Here is a 3,439-nt window from a genome sequence, read left to right as displayed (position 1 = left end):
CTACATGGATAACCGTTCTATTTCCGATTTACAGCAAACAAACGTTATTAAGGTCGCACCTGGCTTTGAAGACCGTCTCTATCTGGTGAATACCCACACCTTTACCGCACAGGGCGCAGAATTCCACTGGCATGGTGAAAAAGATAAAAATGCCGGTATCCTGGATGCTGGTCCGGCCGGTGGCGCATTACCCTTTGATATCGCACCCTTTACCTTTGTCGTTGATACGGAAGGCGAATATCGTTGGTGGCTGGATCAGGACACTTTCTATGACGGTCATGACATGGATATCAACAAGCGCGGTTACCTGATGGGCATACGGGAGACACCGCGCGGCACCTTCACCGCCGTACAGGGCCAGCACTGGTATGAGTTCGATATGATGGGCCAGATTCTGGCCGACCATAAGCTGCCGCGCGGATTCCTCGACGCATCGCATGAGTCCATCGAAACGGTGAACGGCACCGTACTGCTTCGCGTGGGTAAACGCGACTATCGCAAGGAAGATGGCATTCACGTACAAACTATTCGCGACCAGATTATTGAAGTCGACAAATCCGGTCGTGTTGTCGACGTGTGGGATCTGACAAAAATTCTCGATCCGATGCGTGATGCACTGCTGGGTGCGTTGGATGCGGGCGCGGTATGCGTCAACGTGGACCTCGCTCATGCCGGCCAGCAGGCAAAACTGGAGCCAGATACCCCCTACGGTGATGCCCTCGGCGTGGGTGCGGGTCGTAACTGGGCGCACGTTAACTCTATCGCCTTTGATGCCAAAGATGACGCCATCATTATCTCTTCCCGCCATCAGGGGGTTGTCAAAATCGGTCGCGATAAACAGGTTAAGTGGATCCTTGCACCGTCTAAAGGCTGGAATAAGGCGCTGGCAAGCAAGCTGTTAAAACCGGTTGATGATAAAGGCAACGCACTGAAATGTGATGAAAATGGCAAGTGCGAGAATACCGATTTCGATTTTACCTACACTCAACACACCGCATGGCTCTCCAGCAAAGGAACGCTTACCATTTTTGACAACGGCGATGGCCGCGGACTCGAACAACCAGCGTTACCAACGATGAAATACTCCCGTTTCGTCGAATATAAAATTGACGAGAAAAAAGGGACCGTCCAGCAAATTTGGGAGTACGGAAAAGAGCGCGGTTATGATTTTTATAGCCCTATCACCTCGGTTATCGAATATCAAAAAGATCGTGACACCATGTTTGGCTTTGGTGGTTCGATTAATTTATTTGACGTTGGACAGCCAACCATCGGCAAAATCAACGAAATTGACTACAAAACAAAAGAAGTCAAAGTCGAAATTAATGTCCTGTCCGATAAGCCAAATCAAACTCACTACCGTGCATTGCTGGTTCATCCACGCCAAATGTTTAAATAATTACATTAGATTAAGGATTAATTATGTCATCTAAATGGATCACTTCATTATTTAAAAGTGTGGTATTAACCGCCGCGCTGGCCTCACCGTTTGCAGCATCAGCGTTTACTGAAGGCACTGACTATATGGTTCTGGAAAAACCAATTCCCAATGCTGATAAGACGTTAATCAAAGTATTCAGTTACGCCTGCCCATTTTGCTACAAATATGATAAAGCCGTGACAGGGCCCGTGTCAGACAAAGTCTCCGATGTCGTTACTTTCACTCCGTTTCATCTGGAAACCAAAGGGGAATACGGTAAGCAGGCCAGTGAAATCTTTGCCGTAATGATTGCCAGGGACATGGCTGCAGGTATTTCATTGTTTGACGCCAAATCACAGTTTAAAAAAGCCAAGTTCGCTTATTACGCCGCCTACCACGATAAGAAAGAGCGCTGGTCAGAGGGTAAAGATCCCGCCTCATTCATCAAAACAGGGTTGGATGCAGCGGGCATGAGCCAGGCTGATTTTGACGCGGCATTGAAGGATCCAGCCGTCCAGCAAACGCTGGAGAAATGGAAAGCAGCATATGATGTCGCCAAAATTCAGGGCGTTCCGGCTTACGTCGTCAATGGTAAATACCTGATCTACACCAAAAATATCAAATCTATTGATTCCATGGCTGAGCTTGTCAGAGAGCTCGCGAAAAAATAAACAGGGACCCGGCTATGGCTTTCATAACAGGATCGTGGCGAGACTTACGCAATACACCGGTTGATACCCTGGTGAGATGGCAGGAACAGCGCTTTCTGTGGCTGTTGATGGCTTGCGCAATGGGTGGATTGATTATTCTGGCGCACTCGTTCTTCCAAATCTATCTCTACATGGCCCCCTGCGAGCAATGTGTCTATATTCGCTTTGCCATGCTGGTGATGGTTTTTGGCGGATTGATTGCGGCAATCAACCCCAAAAATGTTGTACTGAAGCTCATCGGTTGTATCGCGGCATTTTACGGCAGCATCATGGGCATTAAGTTCTCCATCAAACTTAACGGCATTCATTATGCTGTACATAACCCGGACCCGGATTCGCTGTTTGGCGTACAGGGATGTTCCACCGATCCGACATTCCCTTTTAATTTGCCTCTGGCCAACTGGGCACCGGAGTGGTTTAAACCCACAGGAGATTGCGGCTATGACGCTCCCATTGTTCCTGACGGCGTGGCGCTCAGCAGTACACAAAAGTGGTTTGTCGATCTGTACCAGCAGTCAGAAGGCTGGTATCTGATCCCGCCTTGGCATTTTATGAACATGGCGCAGGCCTGTTTGTTGGCCTTTAGTTTGTGCTTACTGTTGCTCGTCATTATGAGCGGCGCATGGGCATTAAAGCGGGTGAGAACCAAATAATCGGAGCAAGAAACAAAAAAACCGAAGCCTGGAAGATGGCTTCGGTTTTTTATGCTTACCGCGACTAACGTGGTAATTTGCGATTAGCTGGCTTTGCGCTCATGCGCCTGACGGTAAGCCACCAGGTCTTCGATAGTAACTACCGCCATATTATGCTTGCCGGCAAATTCGATACATTCTGGCGCACGCGCCATGGTGCCATCGTCATTAGTCAGTTCGCACAGCACGCCTGCCGGTTTAAACCCTGCCAGCGTCATCAGGTCGATGGTTGCTTCAGTGTGACCACCGCGGGTCAACACGCCACCTGCCTGAGCACGCAGCGGGAAAACGTGCCCCGGACGGTTAAGATCGGAAGGTTTAGCGCCATCCTGAATTGCCGCACGCACCGTAGTAACACGGTCCGCAGCGGAAACGCCGGTGGTCACGCCTTCTGCGGCTTCAATGGTCACGGTAAAACCGGTACCGTAAGCGCTGGTGTTATTTTCCACCATCATTGGCAGATCGAGCTGTTTGCGTCGGTCTTCAGTGATGCACAGGCATACAATACCGCTGCCGTGACGAATGGTCAGAGCCATCTGTTCAACGGTCATGGTTTCTGCCGGGAAAATCATATCGCCTTCGTTTTCACGATCTTCGTCGTCAAGCACCATCACACC

General features: G+C 49.6%; 4 protein-coding genes. 3 read left to right on the top strand and 1 reads right to left on the bottom strand.

The features are described 5' to 3' along the window. The 3 genes from KQJ19_RS22995 to dsbI all read left to right on the top strand — a co-directional run. The coding region (locus KQJ19_RS22995; protein ID WP_216404225.1) for an aryl-sulfate sulfotransferase at positions 1–1,399 on the top strand (1,399 nt) is incomplete at its 5' end. Positions 1,400–1,422: 23 nt separating this feature from the next. After that, complete coding sequence (locus tag KQJ19_RS22990) at positions 1,423–2,091, top strand: thiol:disulfide interchange protein DsbA/DsbL (RefSeq protein WP_049283280.1); 669 nt, start codon at positions 1,423–1,425, stop codon at positions 2,089–2,091. Between the two features lie 14 nt (positions 2,092–2,105). Next, positions 2,106–2,783, top strand: a complete 678-nt coding sequence (gene dsbI, locus KQJ19_RS22985; protein WP_216404224.1) for a protein-disulfide oxidoreductase DsbI — start codon at positions 2,106–2,108, stop codon at positions 2,781–2,783. A gap of 83 nt (positions 2,784–2,866) precedes the next feature. Here dsbI and ribB read toward each other — a convergent pair. Further along, positions 2,867–3,439, bottom strand: a 573-nt coding sequence (ribB, locus tag KQJ19_RS22980) for a 3,4-dihydroxy-2-butanone-4-phosphate synthase (RefSeq protein WP_216404223.1), incomplete at its 5' end; no start/stop codon positions are given.

The organism is Citrobacter sp. S46_ASV_140, assembly GCF_018919545.1.
Taxonomy (GTDB): domain Bacteria; phylum Pseudomonadota; class Gammaproteobacteria; order Enterobacterales; family Enterobacteriaceae; genus Citrobacter; species Citrobacter braakii.
Note: the sequence above shows the minus strand (reverse complement) of the source record. Positions and strands in the feature narration are given on the sequence as shown.